This window comes from Pedobacter insulae (assembly GCF_900113525.1).
GTDB classification, from domain to species: domain Bacteria; phylum Bacteroidota; class Bacteroidia; order Sphingobacteriales; family Sphingobacteriaceae; genus Pedobacter; species Pedobacter insulae.
The window spans coordinates 395007-413509 of record NZ_FOPP01000004.1; the positions used below are offsets into that span (position 1 = coordinate 395007).

An 18503-nucleotide genomic window follows, 5' to 3' on the forward strand; every position below is an offset into this window, starting at 1 on the left:
AATTTTCTTGAATATGATTTTAATAGCAGCAACTAAACTTTTTGAAGAGCTCTTAGAAACTATAGAGCAATTGGAACAGGATAACAGGGAAGCTATAATTGATCCTGTACCTTACCTTAAAACCGCAAACCATTTTATGAATGCACTGCAATCATTGGTGCTAACAGGAAGTTTTGATGATCAGCAGGAAGAAATTTTGTTTTTCAAGACAGTGAAGCCCAAGTTCAGGTCTTTGCAGATTTATTATTTGACATTGCAAGATATCACTTTTAAAAAACCGAAGGGCTGCAAGAAGATATTGAAGAAATTCTATACCGATGAAATCCAGAAGATTTGCTCTTTTCGTTGCTACAACCAAAATCTGGTGAATTATTACTACTCTGGAGCAACTGAGATGGATGCACAACTTTTCTTAAGAAAAGTTGAGGAACATCCCCATTGGTTACTCAAGCCTAAGCTTGAACGTGATGAAAGATTTTCAACCCCAGCAGACTATTTAGTGGCAAAAATTTTAGCAATGGAAAAAATCCAGCTTTATCTGGCCGAAGAAATAGTAAAACTGGAGGGTACGAACTTTACTGAAAATAGATCTGTAGACAAAAAGGAATACCGTTGGACAGGGGAGGCCATCAATCTGGTAGAACTTGCATACGGTTTGTATTATACTGGCGAAATCAACAACGGCAATGCTGGAATAGCTGAGATCGTAAGATTATTTGAGAAGATATTCAACATTGCGATTGGTAAACCTTCAAGGAGATTTTCGGAAATCAAACAACGCAAACGGCTAAGCAAGACCAAATACCTCGATCAAATGAAAACAGCTATTGATAAAAGAATAGATGACGACGATGAATTTGTTCCTAGACCTAATTTCAGGTAATTAGTAATGGATTGTTTATTAGGATGTTGTGTTTTTATTTTTGGGTAGTACCCAACTGGTTGCCAAACATAAAATCGAAAGCTTAGAAACTTTGCTTCATCAAACCCCAATGCAATGGTGCTTGGGAGAAAAGCAAAGAATTTATGTTGGCACAATTTACATGGCAGGAGTTTTGGCTTGCAATACTTCTACTCACCTTGCTCTGGTATTCGGGTATCATCCTGTTTTACTTCCGTAAAGAACTTAACCTATTTTTTAGCAAAGGATCACCTTTCAAAGAACCGTTTCCTCGCCGCTGGGCAGATAAGGTAGAAGAGCCTATCCAGAAATTTGAAGAACATGATGGGCTGCTGGGCGCTTCTAAACTAGCTGAAGGAACGAGTACGGTAAGTATGGGGCAAGTCAGTTTTAGAGAGGATGAAAATGCCAAATCTGAACAGCTTGGACTAATACCAGATGTACTTCAGGAGCTGAAAGAAATTTTTTCCATTCTGGAAAAAGAGGAAGGTAACAAACAGGACTTTTTCAATATGATGGAAATGGTCAGGGCAAAATATGGACAGATTGGTTCCAACCCACGCATAGTTCAGATTAACCAGTTTATTGCTGAACATGCCCCATTCCACCTCTCGAAAGAAGAATTGGAAAATCTCTGGGATTAACATCTACCAATTAGCATCAAAATTTATTCTCAAGCTGTAAAATCAAAAACATTATGAAACGTCAATCCAATAATAACGGCAACCAAAATTTAGGCAAGTCTCTATTGCTATTATTTACCCTTTGTATCTACAATTTGTTGACCAGTCTGTCTCTTTTCGCCCAGGATGGAAATGCAGGGATACAGGAAGCAACCAACAAGGTAAAAGGCTATTTCGACACGGGAACCGACCTGATGTATGCCATCGGTGCAGTTGTTGGCATCATAGGGGCAATTAAAGTTTTCAATAAGTGGAATGCCGGAGAGCCTGATACCAACAAGGTAGCTGCAGCCTGGTTCGGTAGCTGTATCTTTTTGGTGGTAGTGGCAACTGTTCTTAAATCATTTTTCGGGATATAGCCATGGCCAGCGTTTATAAAATCAATAAAGGTGTAACCAGACCTATAGAATTTAGAGGCTTAAAGGCACAGTACATTGCCTATCTAGCTGTAGGACTGGTTCTATTACTCATCAGCTTTGCCATTCTCTACATTTCTGGACTGAGCCTTTTGGTGCTATTACCATTGATCATCACCCTTGGAACAACACTTTTTTTCGGTGTATTCCGCTTAAGCCACCGTTTTGGTGAGCATGGCTTGATGAAATTTTGGGCAAAACGTAGCCTTCCAAATTACTTGAAATTCCGTTCCAGACGATTGTTTACCTCGCTCAAAAGCAAATCGAATATTCCAACAACATCATTTAAAAACTAATCCAATGGTAGAAGCAAAAGACATATTGCCCATTTACAAGGTGGAGAACAACGCCATTATTTCGATGCATGGCGATGTAACCATTGGCTATAGAGTGGAGCTTCCAGAAATCTTTACCTTATCAGAAAGAGATTACGAGGCGTATCACCAGACTTGGGTAAAGGCAATTAAATTGTTACCACAGCACAGCATTTTCCTAAAGCAGGACTGGTTTACCGAAACCAAATACAAAGCTGATTATACTATTGATCGCAGTTTCCTATCCCGTAGCAGTGAGGTATTCTTCAACGAAAGACCATTTTTGGATCATGAGTGCTATATTTTCCTAACCCAGAAACCAAAAGAAAGAAAGCTTTCCAGTTCGGTATACAGTAATATTTTGCGAAAGGCCATTGTACCCAGCCAAACCATTTCTCCTATACTTTTTAAGGATTTTCTGGACAGTGCGGGGCAGTTTGAGCGCATACTGACTGATAGTGGATTTGTTGGACTAAAAAGTTTGAACGATGATGAGTTGGCTGGAACTGCAAACAAAGCTGGCATTATAGAAAGATATTGCTTTTTATTGAACAAGAATAACCAACCAATGATCCGTGATATCCACGTGAAAGATGAGATCGTAGTTGGCGATAAAAAAGTTGAACTCTACACCTTATGTGATACGGAAAATATGCCTGCACTTTGCGGAAGCCGTATCAATTATGATAAGTACAGTACGGACAGGAGCAAGTTTTCCGTTGGTTTTGCAAGTCCATTAGGTTCACTCTTAAATTGCAACCATATCTTGAGCCAATATGTTTTTGTATCAGATGTGCAGAAAACCATCAAAAGATTGGAAGCCAAAAAGCTCCGTCTACAATCCTTATCTGCCTATTCGAGAGAAAATTCAATTTCAGGAGATGCCACAAACGACTTTCTGAACGAGGCAATTGCCCTGCAACGATTACCTATCAAGGCACATTTCAATGTATTGGTATGGTCGGAAGACCAAGAAAAAAGCAGAGACCTTAAAAATCTCGTATCGTCGGCAATGGCACAGTTGGATGCAGTTGCCAAACAGGAAACCGATGGTCAAGCTCAAATCTGGTGGGCTGGACTTCCCGGAAATGCTGCCGATTTTCCTATGAACGATACCTTCGACACTTTTATAGAACAGGCAACCTGCTTTTTCAATCTGGAAACGGGCTACCGTTCTTCTCTCAGTCCATTTGGATTACGTTTAGGTGATCGCCTTTATGGTAGGCCCGTACATGTCGATATTTCTGACGAACCTATGAGGATGGGTTTTACTACCAACCGGAACAAGTTTGTTTTGGGGCCAAGTGGTAGCGGAAAATCATTTTTCACCAACCACATGGTTCGTTCCTACTATGAGCAAGGGGCTCATGTGGTATTGGTGGATGTGGGACATAGCTACAAAGGTTTGTGTGATCTGGTAGGAGGCTATTATTTTACCTACAGCGAGAGCGACCCCATTAAATTCAATCCATTTTACCTTTCTGAAGGTGATGTTTTGGACACGGAGAAAAAGGAAAGCATTAAAACGTTATTACTTGCCTTATGGAAAAAAGACGATGAAAATTTCAGGCGTTCGGAATATGTAGCCTTATCAAATGCATTGACGCTTTACTTTGCCCAACTGGCAAACAGACCTGATATTTTCCCTTGTTTCAATACATTTTATGAGTTTCTGAGCAATGAATATGTACAGGTGTTGGAAACCAGTAAGGTAAAAGATAGGGATTTTGATATCAATAATTTTCTGTATGTCCTTAATCCATACTACCGTGGAGGCGAGTTTGATTACCTGTTGAACGCATCTGAAAATCTGGAATTATTGCATCAGCCATTTATTGTAATAGAGTTGGACAATATCAAAGACCATCCGATATTATTTCCCGTGGTTACACTGATCCTGATGGAGATGTTCATTTCCAAAATGAGAAAGTTGAAGGGGATACGTAAGGTTTTGCTAATTGAGGAATGCTGGAAAGCCATTGCAAAAGAGGGTATGGCAGAATACATCAAATACCTCTTCAAAACGGTAAGAAAGTATTTTGGAGAAGCCATTGTGGTAACCCAAGAGGTAGAGGATATCATCAGTTCGCCGATTGTAAAACAGGCCATCATCAATAATTCAGACTGTAAGATATTGCTCGACCAGTCAAAATACCAAAACAAGTTTGACGCTATACAGGAACTTTTGGGGCTTACAGAAAAGGAAAAGTCGCAGATACTTTCGATGAACAAAGCCAATGATCCCAAACTCAAATACAAGGAGGTATTTATCTCTCTAGGAGGACAATACAGCAAGGTTTACCGCACAGAAGTTTCAACAAGCGAGTATCTCGCCTATACCACCGAGGAAAGTGAAAAGCTTCAGGTTCAAACTTATGCACAACGATATGGAAGTATCCAAAAGGGGATAGCAGTACTAGCAAACGAATTAAAACATAAACAATAATCAGTTATGATATCATTTCACGAAACTGGTGCAGTTGCCTGCATCGGTGCAATCAAAAGAGTTATGAAAAAATACATGGTCATCCTCCCAGTGAGCGCCATGACGCTATTTGTGTCCATGCCCACAGGGGCAAATGCTCAGATAGCAGTTTTGGAAGTCATTAAAGCAGGAGTAAAAAAAGTAATCAAGGCTGTCGACCTTAAGGTTCAGCGTCTACAGAACGAAACCATCTGGCTGCAAAATGCTCAAAAGGTATTGGAAAACCAGCTTTCTAAATTAAAGCTGACTGAAATAGCCGATTGGACGGAAAAGCAGAAAGAACTCTACAAAAATTATTACGAAGAGCTATGGAAAGTCAAATCAGCCATTGCCTATTACAAGAGGATCAAGGATCTAACCGAAAAACAGATTGCCATTGTCGATGAGTACAAGTGGGCATGGGGACTGTTCCAAAAAGATAAACATTTTACCGCTGATGAACTGGAGCTCATGCAGAAAGTTTATTCGGGCATATTGGATGAAAGCATCAAAAATTTAGACCAAATCCTGCTTGTGGTGAATTCATTTAAAACGCAGATGAGCGATGCTAAAAGACTGGAAATCATAAATGCTGCTGCCGCTCAAATGGATACCAACTTTAGCGACCTAAAATCTTTCAATACCCAAAATAGCCTGTTGAGCATTCAAAGGGCAAAATCGTTGGATGAGGTAACTATTTTAAAAGAATTGTATGGAATTCAATAGACAACAACAAAGTAGTTATAGCCATAAATGTATGTCTGTATCGAAACCAATCAGACTTTTAGGGCTAGTATTTCTATTACTTTTTATAGGTACAAACACTTTTGGTCAAACCTGGGGTGAATTCTTCAACCAGAAAAAAACGCAGAAAAAATACCTGCTCGAACAATTGGTTGCCTTGAAGATGTATGCAGGCTACCTCAAAAAAGGTTATGATATTGTCGGCAATGGAATAGGTACTGTTAAGGATATAAAGAATGGCGAGTTCAGTTTGCACAGCACCTTTTTTTCCTCGCTTAAAAGCGTTAATCCTGTCATCAGAAAAAATGCAAAAGTTTCCAGTATCATTTCCCTGCAAGTCTCCATCATTAAAGCTTTCAAAAATATCGGTGAAAATGATGAACTGAAACTTTCCGACAACCAGTACATATTAGGTGTAAAGGATAGGGTAACCGATGATTGCCTGGATGACATGGAGGAACTCTTACTGGTCATCACTTCTGGAAGGCTGGAAATGAGTGATGATGAGCGGATAGAAAGATTGGATGGCATTTATGAAAGGATGCAGGAAAAAGCTGCATTTGCACAAAGCTTTACAGACGAGGTAAACCTGCTCATTCATCAAAGAAAGAACGAACAAAAATCTATTAACCATTTAAGAAAAATTTATGGAAACGATTAGAATAATTAAAGTAAAGGGTGTAAAAAGCATCCTGTATTTAATGCTGACTTTATTGTTGGTCTGTCTTTCATCTACAGTTTTTAAGTTAAGGGCACAGTCTACAGAGGTACAGCAGCTCCTGCTAAATGTAGAGAAGCTCAGCCAGTTGAAAAATATCCTTTCAGATATGAAGCGTGGATATACCATTGTCTCCAATGGATATAATGTGGTGAAAAATATTTCACAGGGCAACTTTTCCATGCATGAGGTATTTCTGGACGGTCTGATGCTGATCAATCCAGAAATCAGGAAATATGAAAGGATTGCGGATATCATCACCTATCAGCAGCATTTGATTTCAGAATACAAATCTGCCTACAACCGTTTCAGAAATGCCGACTCTTTTAGCCCTGAAGAACTAAGTTATCTATCCGGTATTTATGGACGGCTTTTCGACCAGAGCATTAATAACCTGGATGAACTTTTAACAGTAATCACCTCTTCAAAACTAAGAATGAGCGATGATGAGCGCTTGAGGGCAATCGACAGAATTTTTTTGGACATGCAGGACAAGCTCATCTTTTTAAGAAGTTTCAATAAAGAGGCGAGCATACTCAATTTACAAAGGCAAAAGGAGAAATCGGATATCAGTGCCACCAGAAGATATTATAACCAAAATTGAGCTGTGATGAAAAAGGTAAATATTTTATGCATTGGAGCATTTGCCCTGCTCTCGCCACTTGGCGCATATTCACAGGGCATAGCGGAAACACTGGGCGGAATGCAACCCGTTCTTGACAGGGTGTACAGCGAGATGTTGCCACTATGCAGTCGGCTCATCGATGTGGGCAGGGGGATAGCGGGATTTGGTGCACTATGGTATATCGCCAGCCGTGTATGGCGCCAGATTGCCAGTGCCGAACCCATAGATTTTTACCCATTGCTCAGACCTTTTGCTTTGGGAATGGCGATTATGATGTTTCCACTGGTCATTTCGCTGATGAACGGGGTATTACAGCCAACTGTTTCAGCTACTGGAAAAATGGTAAGTGATAGCAACAAGACCATAGAACGCCTGCTTAAAGCAAAGGAAGCCGCCATAAAAAAAAGCAAGCATTGGCAAATGTACGTTGGAGAAAATGGGAGTGGAGACCGTGAAAAATGGTTGAAGTATACTTTTCCAGAACAAGGTAGTGACGGTATTTTGGACGGATTGGGGCATGACATCCAGTTTTTTATGGAGAAGCAGTCCTATAACTTTCGTAACTCCATCAAACAATGGATGAAGGAAATTTTTGAGGTGCTTTATGCAGCAGCTTCATTGTGCATCAATACCGTAAGGACATTTTTCCTGATTGTTCTGGCCATTTTAGGTCCGCTGGTATTCGGCTTTGCGGTATTCGATGGTTTTCAGAATACGCTTACGGTTTGGCTGGCAAGGTATATCAACATCTTTCTTTGGTTGCCCATTGCCAATATCTTCGGGAGTATTTTGGGGAAGATACAGGAGAACATGCTAAAACTAGACCTTTCCCAGATCGAACAACAGGGCGATACCTTTTTCAGCGGGACAGATACAGCTTACCTCATATTTTTGCTGATCGGTATCATAGGTTATTTTTCTGTACCCAATGTGGCAAACTATGTTGTCCATGCAGGTGGTGGTAATGCTATCCTCCAAAAGGTAAATGCCATCATTAGTAGTACCAACAGTACGGGAATGAAAACCGCATCATCTGGAGCTGGAATGGCTGCAGATATGATGGGCAATGCTTACCGCAATATGCAACAGGGTTATGCTGCTTCCAGTAATGGCGATTATTTGCCAGATCAAACGCCTGGACAACATCAACACGATAAGCTGAGTGGTAAGGAAGGAAAATCATAATCATTAATAGTAACACCTAATCTATTTACCCATGTTCAGTCAACTAAGAAATATAGATACCGCATTCAGGCACATCAAAAGATTCAGTCTTTTTCTGATCATTGCCTGCATTACCATTTCAGGATTTGCCATTTACAAGAGCTATGAAATGGTTGGTAAAGCACAGGCAAAAGTTTACATCCTTGCCAACGGAAAAGCCATAGAAGCTTTTAGTACCGAACGGAAAAGCAACCTACCTGTAGAGATCAGGGATCACGTAAAAATGTTCCATCACTACTTTTTTACTCTTGATCCTGATGAAAAGGTCATCCAGCGCAACATTAGCAAAGCTCTGGAACTATCAGACCAAAGCGCAAAGAAAAGTTACGATAATCTGAAGGAACAAGGTTTCTACAGCAACCTGATTTCGGCCAATATCTCACAGGAAATAACAATTGATAGTGTTCATCTTGATATTGAGCAGTATCCCTATTATTTCCGCTGTTATGCTACACAACAACTTATCCGTTCGAGTGCTACAGTAAACAGAAAACTGGTTACCCAAGGGTATTTGCGAAATGTCGGACGCAGTGATAATAATCCTCATGGTTTTCTGATCCAACGCTGGGAAACTTTGGAGAATAGCGACTTACCCTTAAAGCCCTAAACGTATGAAACTCTTTAGGAAAAACAGTACATCAATTGGTGGCGATGCGATTGCCGAGAAAATTGCCAAAAAGATTATCGATAGGCAAAGAACATTAGCCAATTATCTCAACAGAAAAACAAGGAACATTTCTGGCAAGTTATGGATGGCTATTCTGATAATTTTTTGTGCGGCTTTTGGGTGCTATTGTACATTTCTGCTCATTAGGGCGCTAGGCTGATTTAATCAAATACAGAAAAATCATTTAAAAATAAGATTATGGAAACAATCAACAAAAAGGACAAGCGGAAACAGTTACTCATCATTCCATTACTCATTGTCCCATTTTTGGCACTGGGATTTTATGCGATGGGCGGGGGTAAAGGTAGAGATGCAGATCTTCAAAAAGGTCATCGAGAAATCAATGCCGACCTACCAGATGCAGCTTTCAAAAAGGAAGAGCCAACTGATAAAATGGGTTTTTATAAGCAGTCTGATACGGACAGCTCTTACATTAAGGAAAGTGTAGGGGATAGTAGCCTGAATAGTATTAATGCCCGTTTGGCCAGAAATATAAACGAGCAGGATATAAGGACTGATGCCATTAATCAGAAGCTGGAAGCTTTGAACAAAGAGATCAATCGTACAGAACAGCCACGTTCAAATCCTTACACTCAATCAAAGGGTAGGCAGGAAGCATCCATCAAAAACGATGTTGACAGGTTGGAAGCCTTGATGAAAACTATGCAATCTGAAAAAGGAGAAGACGTGGAAATGGCACAATTGAGTGGGATGATGGATAAGATTATTGCCATTCAGAACCCGGAAATCGCTCGTTCAAAAGAACAACTGAACTCGTTTAGGGACAGCCAGTTCAGGGCTGTGCCAGCCACGATTGTAGAAAATCAAAAGGTGGTTCAGGGAGCAACGGTTAAGTTTCGATTGAGTGACAGCGTTCGGCTGAATGGTCAGTTAATTCCAAAAGGACATTTTTTGTTTGGAACCTGCAACATTACCAATCAACGCTTGTTGCTACAGATTAAAAATATCAGACTCGGAACTTCTATTATCCCCGTTGATCTGACGGTGTATAGTTTAGACGGAATGCCTGGTATTCCTGCACCGGAAGCTGAATTGACAGGCGCAGTTAACGGTGGGGCTGATGATGCGATCAGAAGCATGCAGTTCCTTTCCATGGATCAGTCGTTAGGAGTACAGGCCGCCGGAGCTGGAATAGACGCCGCAAAATCCCTGTTCAGCAAAAAGCTAAAAAAGGTAAGAGTCAAGCTCAAAGCTGATTACCCCATACTTATCCGCATCAATAAGAAATAAGACAATGAGCCAGGACGAAAATAGCATAGCACCCATTATAGATCTGTTAAAGGCAAGTGGACTATATGACAAGGGGGTGGAACAGAAGATTTTGGATGCCATAGCCTACAGAACTGGAGAGCCAATTGAAGTAACCCGGGTATTTGATGGAAAAGAGGTAACCATAGAACCATATCTAAATTTCTCCTATGGTCACCCTACGCTTTCAAGCTATGCTATTTGGTTGCCCGATAATTATAAAGCTTACCATCATTTGGAACATGATGGGATAAATACGGTAATGCTCGAACAGCAATTGAAGCAGTTGCAATGGGTAGGTGATAACAGTCGCATCTTCGATAACAGGATGACGGGAGATGATCCACTTGATTACATTATCTCTCAATTAGGGATGCTCTACAGTGCTGGTGAAAACTTATTGGCAAAAGATTATCGCAAGGCATCGGAGATGCAGAATACAAGCACCTCTCTTATGTTAAAATATTTTACAGGGACCCCAATGGAAGGCAGCATGGGCCCCAAGTGGTTGAATTGGAATGAACGGTACGAGCGTTCGGTTCTTTTTCCAATCCATATCCATATCAATCTGCCAGGAAACAGGATTAATAACAGGGAAGAACTTGAAAAACTTAGTCAAATGGCTTTTCAGAACAACCCAAAAAATCAATTTATTATGAATTTGAACAATTTGGAAAATCTCAAAGAAGAGATGAAAAATCTGGGCTTCAAGGATAAGCTCATTGAGAAAATGGAAGATAACATGAGAAAAGATGTTCCCGAGTTTATTCTTCACGATAGTATCCCAGCGACAAAGGGGCAAGTTGATCTAGCGCTTCATTTTAAGCAGTCTAATCAATCTGATTTCTATTACTTTAACAAATTTACAGTTAGCCATAACCAAGGTAAACCATTAGAAGAAGGTCAGCATTACATGGTCATTACCAAAAATGAAGAAGGAAAAAATATCGTTAAGAAACATGAAAATGTGAGCGATGCACTTGCTTTCTTTAAGGAGCAGAAAGGTAACAGTGAACTTGCGGTAGGGAAAGACGCGGCCAATAAAGTAATGGTAGCTAGCATGGAAAATGGCAAGGTAAATTATGTAGCAAAGGAGTTCAACCGTACCTATTATGCAAGCCCTGCAACCCAGACCATTTGGCTGGAGCGCGGTAAAGGCTTTACAGCTGAACAAGCAGCTAATTTGATACAGGGCCGTTCGGTTTATCGTGATGACATGATGAATATGGGAGGGGAGACCTACAAAGCTTGGATTAAGCTGGATTTTGATAAGGGTAAAGACCGTTTTCAGAATTACAGCATCAACCAGTACCATGACCCGTCCTATGGTTTCGATATCAACAAAGTTCTTGATAAGTTTAACATCAAGGAGCTGGAAGATCCTGCGAAGAAAGTGCTTTTGGAAGCATCATTGCGCAATGGCAACAGACCGCTGGTAACAGTTGAAAAGGAAGGGCAGGAGGTGAAGGTATTTTTGGAAGCGGTACCTCGATACAGCCAGTTGAACATGTATGCAGAAAATGGTAAACCAGAAAAACGAGAACAGTTTTTGAAAGAGACTGCGCTTTCAAGTACACAGGAAAACACCAAGGGTCAGGAAAAGGAAATCAGCGAGAGCCAAGGTGTTAGGAGATAATTTAATATCTTAGTTTTTTCTACCTGTACAACAAAAAAAATAAGGAAATTGCCTAAAAGCAATATAGATCACTAAAATTTAATTTAAATAGTATGGAAAAATTCACAGAATTAAAGGCGCTGATCGCATCAGCTGAAGCAGATGCCACTGCATTTTTTGAAAAGAACAACAAGGCAGCGGGGACAAGGTTAAGAAATGCGTTACAGCAGACAAAAACTTTGGCGCAGGATATCCGTAACGAAGTTACTGCCAAAAAGAACGAAAAATAAACAGCTTAGCTGTTTTGGTAAATGCCTGACTGGAAACGGTCAGGCATTTTTTTTGCTTTTTTTTTACAGGTTTATTTCTTTTTTAATTTTAGCTAAAAGATAAGTCAGCGGTAAAACCGCTTTGCTCGTACCTCGCTTCAGCCGATTTCCGCATTTATGCAACAATGGCTTCGTGCCTCGCCAACGTTGCGCTTTCTAATACATCATATCAGCATCATCTTCCATAAACTTTCGGAAAGATCAGGGTAAAAATTCCACCTAGGCTTTTTGTTGCAAAATTTCTGAACAAGCCCTTTGACGTCAAGGCCAAGCCCTACGGGTTTGCTGAAAAAAAATCTTCCTCACTCGCTGCGCTCGGAGCGTATTTTTTTTCGCAAAGCCTTGCCTTACAAAGGGCTTGTGTCAGGAGCGGTGGTTTAACAAAAAGCCAGGAGGCCCTGCCGACTGGATTTATAAAAAAGATAGCCACATGATAGCAACAAAGGACAGAAGCCCACCCACCCAAAGCGGTACAGCAAACAGCGACCGCCTAAACAGAACTGCCCCAATAGGGGAAATTATTCAAATCATTATCAATAAAAATTTAAAATCAAAAGTTATGAAAACTGCACAATTAAACGGTTCAGCCGTAAATGGAAAATCAGAAGTTAAAATTAGTCAACCTGTAAACAATGGTACAGCAAATAAGGTAGAGACAAAAGCCGAAGAGGTTAAGGACATCGCCCAATCAATCGATTTAAAAAATGTGGAACACGTAAAACCCGAAACAGGAACGCCAGCAGTGGAGCAACCAAAAGTTGAACCTACCAAGATTGAAATCAAGGAACAGTTGAAAGAAGAAAAACCTGCCCTTAATTTAGAAAAAACCATCAAGTTGGCGTTAGACTTAAACCGTCGTATCAATCAGAGAGGTAAATTATTGGAAACAATAAACACCTTAGAAGCCTTTGAGGTAGCGCAAAAAGATGATGCAGACGAAACAGATACGAACTTTTTCCAAGGCTGTACCCTTACTCTTGAAGATGATAAGGGCAGAGAATTTACCACTAAAAACCCTTTCATCATCCGTGAAGTAGCAAGCAGGGTAAATGCTTTATGTGTTGATAAATTAGCCGAAATCGAGGGAGAGATTTTTATTCCTGCTTAATTAAAGTAACGCCCTTTGCAGGTTGCAGGGGGCGTTTATTCATTTATCAAAATCCAAAAAAAAATGAACCCTTTAAGGCTCCATCTTACACTTAAAAATATAACTGTATAAAGATGAAATACGAGACAATATTTATTATGGCTCGGGTGGCAGTTCATGCCGACCATATCAATTTGGGGGATATCGTACACGAAATAGAAACCCAATCTAAACTAACATTAAGCGATACCGCTAACATCAATATTTTAGAAACTGAAATTTTGGTTTCACGAGTGAGGAACATTAAAAATATCAATCATGGCACACAACATAAATTATAACGAAAAGACACAGAAACATAGTTTCTTTAGTGTCAAAGAAAAAGCATGGCATAGCTTGGGGCAGATCATTACTGATTACCCGACAAGTGCGGAAGCGATAAAACATGCAGGACTAGATTATCTAGTAGCAAAAAGAAGTTTGATTACTTTTTCTGAATACATCGACCAACAGGGAATGCTAAATAGTATTCCTGATATCGAGGTAGATAATTTTTATGCAAACGTAAGAACCGATACTAACAAAGTTTTAGGCGTCGTCGGCAAGGATTACAATATTGTACAAAACGTAGACGCATTTGCCTTCTTTGATAGCATTGTAGGTGGTAAAGATGGAATACTATATGAAACTGCAGGTGCTTTAGGCAAAGGGGAACGAATTTTTATTACTGCAAAACTGCCCGACTATATCCGTGTAGGTAGGGTGGACTGCATTGAAAAATATTTGTTCCTTACTTCCTCCCATGATGGATTTGGTAGTATTACTGCATCTTTTACCCCTATTAGAATTTGTTGCCAAAATACGCTTAATGCCGCACTAAAAAACCATACCAATTCGATTAAGATACGTCACACGGCTAGCGCACAGGAGCGCTTGAAGCAGGCACATCAACTTTTGGGAATTACTAACCAATTGGCTAACGAATTGGAAGAGGTTTTTAACCATTGGTCGAAAGTAAAAATTACAGATAGACAGGTTAAAAGATTGGTTCAGTTGGCAATGGTGCCAAATAAAGAAACATTAAACAATCTTAAAGCCAATAAACATGATGAATTTTCAAGTGCATATAACAATATAGTAAATAATGTTTTGGAATATGCATTAGCAAGTCCGACCCAGCAGGAAGTGAGTACAAAAGGAACTGTTTTTGGTGCTTATAATGCCGTTACGGGTTATTTTCAAAATGTTAGAAATTACAAGAATGATGAAAGTAAATTCAAATCCATCATGTACGGAACTGGTTTGCAAAGAAGTCAAACCGCATTTGATTTATGTAGTATGTTTGCTAAAAATGGCGTAGAAGCTTTAAATTAGGTTTTTGTTGTAAATAAATGCCCACTTCATTAATTAAATGTAGAGGGCATTTTTTTGTCGGCGCCTTAAGTGCTTTGAATGTTTTTTAAAGTGATTGTGCTAAATGAGAATAAGTTACCTGGTAATTCAGGTAAGTTTTTGTTCAAAGTATTACTTCTTTTATTATTTGTATGATCGAAAAAAGCCAACTCACCTTCTGTTTCCATTCTATCGAAACATACAAATCGTATATCGGTCGCAGATTTAACCTTATCACAAGCAACAATAGGATCAATATTGCGCTGAACTATATTGTAGTGTAGGATATTGAAGCTTATTAGCATATCTGTAGAAACCAAACTTTGGCGTGGACTTACGATATAGGCTATTTTGCCACAGCACAGGCACGGATCATTAACATTTGTTTCATACAGGTGTTTTTTTATAAAATTAACTTTAGTTTACCATATTTAAAAGGTAATAGCACGAATGATAATAGTATAATTTATCTGTTTATGCAAATGTTGATAAAAGTTAGGTAAAAACGCCAGACTTTTATTTATATTTACAGCTAAATAAGGTGCTCTGAAAGTAACTTCAGGGAAAAACGCCTAACAATACATGAGCGATAAAGGAAAACATAGAGAAATTGACGATTTATTAAATAGGATCTTTAGGGAGGATTCTAAGTTAAATTATTATCCTTTGAACGAGTTGTTTGAGCAACGTCTGGCTTATTTGGATATAACCACACATCAAGCATTGAGAATTATGGAGATTGACCATAAAACTCTTTCAGCGATACTTACGGGCGAAGCGAAAAAAGTTGATTTTCTTACTATCGCTAAATTAGCGGACTTTCTTGAGGTATCGCACGAGGAAATTATTAATAAATACTTTCAATTGGTAAGCGATACACACAATGAAGCAATCTCTGCGGCAAAGCGTAGAAGTTTCATCGTTAACAACTTCAATTTACCTAGCTTAAAAAAAATCGGTTTCATCAACAGTATTAATGAATTTGATGAGATCGAAAAGCGTATTAATTCATTTTTTGGGTATGATAGTATATTTGATCATAGCAAGCATAAAGTTACTGCTGCATTTAGTAGCGGGAAGCGTACCACTAACAAAGAAAATCTAAGTTTTTGGTATGCAGCAGCAAAACAAAGTCTTGATCGTACTCCAAACCCTTATCAATATGATAGAGAAGGATTAATAGAATTTTTTCCACAGATCCGCTGGCATTCGATCAATGTTGAAAAAGGACTTTTATTAGTAGCTCAAGCATTATTCAAACTTGGTGTTACTTTGATAGTTGTACCCAAGTTTACTAAAGATCTTCACCTTCGTGGTGCGACTTTGGCCTATCGGGACAAGCCATGTATAGTACTTACAAAATATACCAATTTTTACGCGACTATGTGGTTCGCCCTTATTCATGAATTATTTCATGTTTTGTACCATTGGGACGAAATATTAAATGAAAAATACCACATTTCCGGCGAAACCGAATCAATGAGGATTAGCGAGACAGAAGCCAATGAATTTGCCCGTAAATATCTGTTTTCTGATGAAAAAATGGACATTGTTCGTGACCGCATTGACGAACATCGTTATGTTAAACAGTTTGCTGAACAAAACCACGTTCACCATAGCATAATTTATACATTTTATTCATGGGATAGTGGCGATGACGAAAATTATAAGAGATTTCATCGTTACATGCCACCGTTTGACAACCTATTACAAAGATTTAAATCAGATGAATTTTTGAGATTTGTTCCTGTAAAAGAAATTTCCAGTAAACGAAACGTAGACATTTATACTATATAACAATGGAAGATAATTTGAAAAATGTTCAGCAAGATGCTGATAAAATTGAACTAAAAAAGCTTAGAGAGAAAGATGAACAGGGAATGTTATTCTTCAATACAGAAGCATTACTGCCTAGACCATCATTAAAGCAAGATTTAGAGAAACACCAACTTCAGAATGGTCTAGAATTTACAATCAGGGAAGTTAAAGACCTTATAAGCGATATGGCAAGGGACTACGAGCCAATGTTCCCGAATAGAATACCATTTTTTAAATTGATGTATCAGTTATTGAAATGGGATAACTTAAACCCTAATTCATTTATCAAACCACCTGTTGTGGCAATTTATATCAAAAAATATATTTATGCAAGATTTGATAAAGATATTCTCCCAACACTTCTAAAAAAAGATAACCCATTTGTAAACGGATATATAAAGAAATTTAAGTTATTCCAGTTCTTAAATGATGATGGTCTTTTATTGCTTGAAAGTTATATTAAGGAAGCAATTGAAGTAATGAAGGACTCTAATGATTGGTATGATTTCGAATTAAAATATACTGCAAAGTATAAATTATCGGTTCAACTTAAAATTGTGGCATCTAACTAAATATCGTTTGATAAGTGAATGTAAGGTTATCAAATGATATTTTACTCAAATTTTACGCCGTAAATGTAAATACGTTTGACAATTATGCTCAGCAAAACTGAACCATCATTGAGTTTTTGTATGATTGGACTTTAAGTGTAAACGTTGGCTATAATTAGCTCCCTGAGCTTGGGATTGAGAATATTTGATCCGAATAACTCTTATTTTCCTATTTACAAGCATTCTTTAATTCTCCATTTTCATTAAATAATATACCCTTAGCTTCATTCATCTTTTTGCCAATTCTGCTTTTCTTCACTCTGGCATATCTGTGAGTAGTGCGAATATTTTTGTGACCTAACATTTTGCTTACATCCTCTAATGGAAAATTCAGAACATTTAACATAATATCTGCGAATGTATGCCGTGCAAGATGACTATTTAGCGGTCTTCCAATCTTGCATATATCAGATAGTTCTTTTAAATAGACGTTATACCTAAAGTTACTGTTTACTGGAATTAAACGATTATGTACTTTACAATAAGGATGTTTTTTATACTTTTTTATTAGTTCACTAACAATAGGAAGTACTGGAACCATCTCTGTAACCTTTGTTTTTCCTCGTTCCTTTACCAACCACGGTTCATGTTCTGATCCAACGTATACTATATGCTCATTACTTAGATTATAAATATCCTGATAGGCAAATCCTGTAAAGCATTGGAAAATGAATGCATCCCTAACTTTAGCTAAGCGTTCAATATCAATCTTCTTTCTCCATAATGTTTCTACCTCGAATATTTCAAGAGGTATTATCTCTGGATCTTCTGACCCACATTTGAATTTTGCAATTGGATTTTTAGGAATCCACAGGTTCGCTTCTGCTATATTTAAGAGCTGTTTTAGATTTTTAATCTGTTTCATTGTAGCGGCATCTTGCAACGCTGGAGTTCTTTTTACAGCAAGATATTTGTAGAATTTCTGTGCGAAGGAGTATTCAATAGCTGATAAGCTAAGATCTGTAACCTTAAATTCAAATGTTAAAAACTCAACAATCTTCTTTTGAGTGGCTTTCCATTGTTTTAATGTCTCTTTTGATCGTATTTTCTTCTCTACCAACTCGCTGAAATCTTTAATATGGATTTCAGTTATTTCCAATAATGAAGGTGTTTTATGTTCTTTTACCTCATTCTTTTTGCCTTCAATAGGAATGTTTTGGTAAATGTTTTTTAGCATTGATGGGCTAACAGAATCATACTGGGTTTTTAATACATTAAAATTAACTTCGAGTGAGCTCTCAATGTGGTTAAGGGCTGAATTAATTTTCTTAGAATCAGTTGACCTCATTACTTTTTTCATTTCAACGTTCCAGTCCTCAACATGTACTTTTTGGGATGTTGAAAATTCAGCATCATTTCCATCAATAGAAATCCTGCAAATAATAGGAGCAAGGCCCTTTGAATCGGCTTTTGATTTACGGTGCCAGAATAGGATTTTTAGGGTTTGGTTACTTTTCATTTCTCAATCTTTTAGTAAAACATTTTATTTGTTTTCAGATTGTTCTTCAGCACTTTAAATCAATTTGATCTAGTATGACTGGTGCCCAAATTTACCGATTACAATTGGGCACCAGTTAGGGCACCAGTTTGTATGGTTTAAGATGGTTTGAAATGACTTATAATTTT

At 38.3% G+C, this 18503-nt stretch carries 20 protein-coding genes; 19 read left to right on the top strand and 1 reads right to left on the bottom strand.

Features of this window, described 5'->3' with window-relative positions:
• Positions 1 to 13: 13 nt before the first annotated feature.
• The 19 genes from BM207_RS09065 (at position 14) to BM207_RS09155 (ending at position 16838) form a co-directional block, all read left to right on the top strand.
• The gene (locus tag BM207_RS09065; protein WP_177217088.1) at positions 14 to 883 is read left to right on the top strand and encodes an RteC domain-containing protein; all 870 of its coding nucleotides are present in this window, start codon (positions 14 to 16) and stop codon (positions 881 to 883) included.
• Between the two features lie 143 nt (positions 884 to 1026).
• Entirely contained in the window at positions 1027 to 1545 is a 519-nt protein-coding gene (locus tag BM207_RS09070) for a hypothetical protein (RefSeq protein ID WP_143095937.1), read from the top strand.
• A 53-nt stretch (positions 1546 to 1598) separates the two neighbouring features.
• Positions 1599 to 1943 (top strand): DUF4134 domain-containing protein, encoded by a 345-nt coding sequence (locus BM207_RS09075; RefSeq protein ID WP_090993251.1) that lies wholly within the window; start codon positions 1599 to 1601, stop codon positions 1941 to 1943.
• A gap of 2 nt (positions 1944 to 1945) precedes the next feature.
• Positions 1946 to 2296 (top strand): DUF4133 domain-containing protein, encoded by a 351-nt coding sequence (locus BM207_RS09080; protein WP_090993252.1) that lies wholly within the window; start codon positions 1946 to 1948, stop codon positions 2294 to 2296.
• Between the two features lie 4 nt (positions 2297 to 2300).
• Entirely contained in the window at positions 2301 to 4760 is a 2460-nt protein-coding gene (locus tag BM207_RS09085) for a TraG family conjugative transposon ATPase (protein ID WP_090993253.1), read from the top strand.
• 6 nt (positions 4761 to 4766) lie between these two features.
• Positions 4767 to 5504, top strand: coding sequence for a conjugal transfer protein TraI (locus BM207_RS09090; RefSeq protein ID WP_245768062.1), 738 nt, complete (start codon positions 4767 to 4769; stop codon positions 5502 to 5504).
• Positions 5491 to 6183 carry a hypothetical protein gene (locus BM207_RS09095; protein WP_090993254.1) on the top strand — a complete coding sequence of 231 codons (693 nt, stop codon included), beginning with the start codon at positions 5491 to 5493 and terminating at the stop codon, positions 6181 to 6183. Before BM207_RS09090 ends, BM207_RS09095 begins: the two co-directional genes overlap by 14 nt.
• Before the next feature lie 40 nt (positions 6184 to 6223).
• Positions 6224 to 6844 carry a hypothetical protein gene (locus BM207_RS09100; RefSeq protein ID WP_090993347.1) on the top strand — a complete coding sequence of 207 codons (621 nt, stop codon included), beginning with the start codon at positions 6224 to 6226 and terminating at the stop codon, positions 6842 to 6844.
• 6 nt (positions 6845 to 6850) lie between these two features.
• Positions 6851 to 8050 carry a conjugative transposon protein TraJ gene (traJ, locus tag BM207_RS09105; RefSeq protein ID WP_090993255.1) on the top strand — a complete coding sequence of 400 codons (1200 nt, stop codon included), beginning with the start codon at positions 6851 to 6853 and terminating at the stop codon, positions 8048 to 8050.
• A gap of 31 nt (positions 8051 to 8081) precedes the next feature.
• Entirely contained in the window at positions 8082 to 8696 is a 615-nt protein-coding gene (gene traK, locus BM207_RS09110; protein ID WP_090993256.1) for a conjugative transposon protein TraK, read from the top strand.
• 4 nt (positions 8697 to 8700) lie between these two features.
• Positions 8701 to 8916 carry a hypothetical protein gene (locus BM207_RS09115; RefSeq protein WP_090993257.1) on the top strand — a complete coding sequence of 72 codons (216 nt, stop codon included), beginning with the start codon at positions 8701 to 8703 and terminating at the stop codon, positions 8914 to 8916.
• A 38-nt stretch (positions 8917 to 8954) separates the two neighbouring features.
• Positions 8955 to 10007 (top strand): conjugative transposon protein TraM, encoded by a 1053-nt coding sequence (gene traM, locus BM207_RS09120; RefSeq protein WP_245768064.1) that lies wholly within the window; start codon positions 8955 to 8957, stop codon positions 10005 to 10007.
• Positions 10008 to 10011: 4 nt separating this feature from the next.
• Positions 10012 to 11661, top strand: coding sequence for a hypothetical protein (locus BM207_RS09125; protein ID WP_090993258.1), 1650 nt, complete (start codon positions 10012 to 10014; stop codon positions 11659 to 11661).
• 92 nt (positions 11662 to 11753) lie between these two features.
• On the top strand, positions 11754 to 11930 hold the full coding sequence (locus BM207_RS09130; RefSeq protein ID WP_090993259.1) for a histone H1: 177 nt from the start codon (positions 11754 to 11756) through the stop codon (positions 11928 to 11930).
• 469 nt (positions 11931 to 12399) lie between these two features.
• Entirely contained in the window at positions 12400 to 13077 is a 678-nt protein-coding gene (locus BM207_RS09135) for a hypothetical protein (RefSeq protein WP_143095938.1), read from the top strand.
• 113 nt (positions 13078 to 13190) lie between these two features.
• Positions 13191 to 13397, top strand: a complete 207-nt coding sequence (locus tag BM207_RS09140) for a hypothetical protein (protein WP_143095939.1) — start codon at positions 13191 to 13193, stop codon at positions 13395 to 13397.
• Positions 13375 to 14430: a DUF932 domain-containing protein gene (locus tag BM207_RS09145; protein ID WP_090993262.1), complete on the top strand. Its 1056-nt coding sequence runs from the start codon at positions 13375 to 13377 to the stop codon at positions 14428 to 14430. Before BM207_RS09140 ends, BM207_RS09145 begins: the two co-directional genes overlap by 23 nt.
• Positions 14431 to 15030: 600 nt before the next feature.
• Positions 15031 to 16245 (top strand): ImmA/IrrE family metallo-endopeptidase, encoded by a 1215-nt coding sequence (locus BM207_RS09150; protein WP_090993263.1) that lies wholly within the window; start codon positions 15031 to 15033, stop codon positions 16243 to 16245.
• A gap of 2 nt (positions 16246 to 16247) precedes the next feature.
• Positions 16248 to 16838, top strand: coding sequence for a P63C domain-containing protein (locus BM207_RS09155; protein ID WP_090993264.1), 591 nt, complete (start codon positions 16248 to 16250; stop codon positions 16836 to 16838).
• Between the two features lie 208 nt (positions 16839 to 17046).
• Here the strand turns inward: BM207_RS09155 and BM207_RS09160 are convergent, their stop codons facing one another.
• Positions 17047 to 18336: a site-specific integrase gene (locus BM207_RS09160; protein ID WP_090993265.1), complete on the bottom strand. Its 1290-nt coding sequence runs from the start codon at positions 18334 to 18336 to the stop codon at positions 17047 to 17049.
• Positions 18337 to 18503: the final 167 nt, after the last annotated feature.